This window comes from Arcicella sp. GW458-12-2-14-TSB2 (assembly GCF_059423785.1).
This window is the reverse complement of sequence record NZ_JBWKYN010000285.1, coordinates 1-4087: the sequence shown is the minus strand read 5'-3', so window position 1 is coordinate 4087 and position 4087 is coordinate 1. Positions and strand designations below refer to the sequence as shown.

2 protein-coding genes are annotated in these 4087 nt (G+C 34.4%); both read left to right on the top strand.

Annotation, left to right across the window (positions count from 1 at the left end):
* On the top strand, positions 1-751 hold a 751-nt coding region (locus AC07XN_RS23620), incomplete at its 5' end, for an SDR family oxidoreductase (protein ID WP_494744836.1).
* 182 nt (positions 752-933) lie between these two features.
* Positions 934-4017: a lantibiotic dehydratase gene (locus tag AC07XN_RS23615; protein WP_494744835.1), complete on the top strand. Its 3084-nt coding sequence runs from the start codon at positions 934-936 to the stop codon at positions 4015-4017.
* Positions 4018-4087 lie beyond the last annotated feature (70 nt).

Below are 4087 nucleotides of genomic sequence, written 5' to 3'. Positions count from 1 at the left end.
ATCTAAAACATATTCTTATAAACAAAAACACATTATGTCACTTCAAAATAAAACCATTTTAGTAACTGGTGCAAGTAAAGGGATTGGTAGAGCATTGGCTTTATTATTAGCTGATAAAGGGGTAAATTTGAGTTTAGTAGCACGAAGCGAAGCAGAACTTAGTACGTTGAAAACTGAAATAGAAGCTAAGGGTGCAAGGGCTGAAATATTTGTAGGGTCAGTGGGTGATGAAGCTTTTGTGAAAGCTACTATTGCTACAACGATTGCTAGTTTTGGTAAAATTGATGCCTTGGTTAATAATGCAGGTTTTGGTGTTTTTAAACAAGCTACGGATATAACTACAGAAGAGTGGGATGCTATTTATGAAACTAATGTAAAAGGAACTTTTCTTTTTTGTAGAGAAGCGATTCCTTATATGAAATCGGCTGGCGAAGGGCATATTATCAATATTGCTTCAGATGTTGCCAAGCGTGTTTTTGATGGAGGTTCTTTGTACTGCTCTTCAAAATATGCTCAAGATGCTTTTTCAATGGCTCTACGTAAGGAAGTACGCAAAGATGGCATCAAGGTTTCGGTAGTGTATTCTGGTTTGGTAGATACTTATTTCCATGCTCGCCAAGAAGGAGACCCACATCAAGCGCAATATTTAACTTCACAAAATATGGCAGATGTTATAACTTATATCTTAGAAGCACCAAAACACGTGGTGATTGATGAATTGATGATTCATCCTATAAGTCAAGAGTATTAAAAAATAGGTAGGGACGAATTGCATTCGTCCGCACGGTCGTGCAATTTCGTAAAAGCGTTCGACGATGCGGACGAATGCAATTCGTCCCTACTGTATATTGGCTGTATTTATAAATAAATAATACAATTTCAGGCATTAAACATTAATTTTGATGGTAACGTCAAACCAGTAATAAGCAGTTAATGTCAAATACGTATCAATTTCTGAAAAAACTTATTGTCAGAACACCATCCTTACCATTTATAGATGATGTTTCAGAAGCATTTCTGAAAGATTTAATCAATCTTCCTATTTTTTCAGAAGCACTTTACCTAGCCTCTCCAGTCCTCTATCATGAAGCCCTGCTTTGGAAAGATAACAAAATATCAGACCCTAAAAAAGCGCAGAAAATAGCCTATTCAATCAGTAAATATTATAGCAGAATGAGTAGTAGATGTACTCCGTTTGGTCTTTTTGCGGGTTGTTCTGTCGTTGAATGGGATGAAGAAACCAATCTACAATTAGCAGCTGAAAAACAGAGAAGTACTCGTTTAGATATGCATTACGCTGGTGCATTGGCACAAAGTTTATCAGAACTCCCACTTATCAAAAGTCGTTTAAAGTTTTATCCCAATTCAAGTATTTATCAAATTGGGAGTGAAATACGCTACATAGAATATAAGTATATCGAAGGACGCAGAACGCATCAAATCACTGCATTTGAATGGTCAGAATACATCGCTTTAGTGCTAGATACTTGTAAAAAAGGTGCTAAAATACAAGAGATTGTCCCACATTTAGTAGATGATGAAATTTCGGAAGAAGAAGCAACCGACTTTATAGAACAATTGGTGGATGCTCAACTATTGGTTAACGAATTAGAACCTGCTATTACAGGCGAAGGATTGACCCAGCAAATGTTGAAGGTGCTTCAAAATATTAATGCAGAAGAACACTATAGCCCAATATTGTTAAACATCGAAGCGAAGTTAAAAAACATAGACGCTCATCAATCAAATGATATAACTGCTTATCAGGAAATCATCGCATTAATTAAGCAAATGGATGTTCCGTTTGAAGAGGGGAAACTATTTCAGACTGATTTGGTAAAAGTATTCAATCAAAAAAAACTTTCTTTTACTTATCAAGAACAACTAAGTGAAGTTGCAGAGGTTTTGTTTCAACTTAGCCAAAAGCCTGTCAATTCCCTCCAAGAAGAATTTATTCAAAAGTTTTATGACCGATACGAAGGGCAAGAAGTACCTCTTTTGGTCGCACTTGATACTGAAACAGGTATAGGATATGGGCAAACGGGTAAAAGCAATTATACGCCCATTGCCAATGGTTTTGAAATGCCGAGTATCGAAAAAGATGAAATAGCACTTCGTCAAAATGCATTTAAGCAATATCTTTTCAAGCAATATTTAGCAGCCAATAAACAGGGTGCTTATGAGATAGCATTGAATGTGAAGGAATTAGAGCATTTTCAACAAAAAAATCATAAAGTCCCAAGTTCTACTTCATTAATATTCCGACTAACAGGATACGAACAATATCCTATTTATCTTGAAAAATTAGGAGGAGCCACTGCCATGAGTTTATTAGGCAGATTTGCACATACTGATGCTGAAATATTTAATATTACAAAAGAGATTGCACAGAAGGAACAAGCGCTTAATCCTGAGGTGATTTTTGCAGAAATCATCCATTTACCCGAAAACAGAATTGGAAATATTTTACTTCATCCTGTTTTCTGGCCTTACGAAATTCCCTATTTAGCAAAATCGTCATTGCCCGAACAAAATCAAATTTTGTTGGAAGACTTAATGATTTCTGTTAATTACAGTCAAAAGAAAATCAAGTTAATATCAAAACGGCTTAACAAAGAGGTTATTCCTAGGTTGAGTAATGCTCATAGCTATTCGCTAAATGCCTTGCCAATTTATTATTTTTTATGTGATTTACAGGCTCAAAACCTACCTGTTTCCTTTAATATTTCTTTGAAAAATGTAGTACCTAATGCTAAATTTCTACCAAGAATCACGTTTAAAAATATTATCGTAGAATCTGCCACATGGAAATTTGACAAAGAAGATTATCAGGAGCTAATCAATTGCTCTACTGATAATTTATTAGCTTCCATTAAAGATTTCAGACAAAAATGGGGAATACCGAATCGCTTTGTGTTAGCTGATTTCGATAACGAGCTTTTAGTAAACACGGATAACCTGCTGAGTGTTCAAACTTGGTTGGATACTATTAAAAATAGAAAAGACATTGAATTAAAAGAGTTTTTGTTCAACCCTGCAAGTGATATTGTCATTAATCAAAATGGGGAGACTTTCACCAATCAATTTATTGCATCTTTAATCAATAAGAAAACCGTTTTTGAAGGCATTCCTCCTATCAAAAAAGCTAATAACGACCCAACGCGTAAATTTTCCTTAGGCTCTGAATGGCTCTACGTCAAAATATATTCAGGAGTAAAAGCGGCAGATGATATTTTGACACAAGCAATAAAACCGTTGGTAGAACAATTCCTTGCAGAAAAGGTAATAGATAAATGGTTTTTTATTCGTTATCTCGACCCTGACAATCATATCAGAGTCAGGTTTCATTTTACAGATTTACAATTTTTAGGCAAGGTGGTTATCGCTTTAAATGAGGCTTTAGCAAATCTTGAAACTGAAGGAATTATCCGAAAAATTCAGTTTGATACCTATCAAAGAGAACTCGAAAGATATGGCGCCAATGCTATCGCTTTAGCTGAAAGTATCTTCTTCTACGATAGCGAAGCGATTGTAAAGCTATTAGAACAAACTTGGGGTGACGAAAGAGAACAAATCCGTTGGCAGTTTACTCTTAAAATAATAGATGCTTATTTGGATGATTTTGAGTTTTCTTTACATCAAAAACTTGCTTTAATGACTCACCTAAAAGACAGTTTTGCAAAAGAATTCAGTGTGGATAAGCATCTGAAACTACAAATGGATAAGCGTTTTAGGGAAAATAGAAAGACGATTGAAGGAATTTTAGCCAAAGAAATTGAGGAGGAATATGTTGTTCTTTTTGAAAGTATTCAACATAAAAGTGAGTGCATAAAAGCATCTATTGGTGAAATAAAAAAACTCAAAAATGAAACGGAGGTAGCTCAATTTTTAAGCGATACTATTCACATGACCGTCAATCGTTCTATTGCTGATAATCAGCGTTTTCATGAATTGATTATTTATGATTTTATGTATCGTTATTACCAAGCTGAAAAAGCAAAAAGTAAAAAAAGCTAAAATTGATTATTACAAATGTATTTTGAATTAAATTTAACTGTACTTTTGACTACTTAGTTTAATTAAAACC